This is a genomic window from Streptomyces sparsus, assembly GCF_054776295.1.
Window position 1 is genome coordinate 1 of sequence record NZ_BAAHCA010001752.1, and the last position, 502, is coordinate 502.

Annotated in this window: 1 pseudogene; it reads right to left on the minus strand. The window is 75.7% G+C overall.

Features of this window, described 5'->3' with window-relative positions:
• A pseudogene (locus tag ACYVE9_RS30655) lies at positions 1-502 on the minus strand (hypothetical protein); the annotation flags it as partial.

The window sequence follows — 502 nt, forward strand, 5'->3', positions numbered from 1 at the left end:
GCTCCGGGTCGAAGCTGACGCCCTCCGGCACGGTGCCGGCGATCTCCTCGACGCGGGTGAGCCGGGCGAGCTGCCGCCGCACGGCGGCCGTCTGCTTGCGCAGGTCCAGCGCGGCGGCGGTGGGCAGGTTGGAGAAGTCCCTGGGGCACACCAGCAGGGCGCGGTCGTTGACGCTGCCGCCCATGCGCCGCAGCGCCAGCACGTAGACGGCGGCCTGCCGGGCTGCGGCGCCGACCTTGGCGGGGTCGGCCGAGCCGTCCAGGATCGGGAAGGACTTGATCTCCTCGACGGTGCGGCGACCGTCCGGTGAGACCGTGACGGCGTCCGGCTCCAGGTACACCGGTGAGCCGGCGACGTCCAGCTCCAGCATCGGGTGGGCCAGCAGCGTCCACCGCCCGTCGGAGGCCGCGTCGTCGGCGTCGGCCAGCGCGAGCCGGGTGCGTTCGGCGCGGCCCGCCGGGCCGTCCGCGGTCAGCACGGGCACCACGACGTCCTCCGGTTC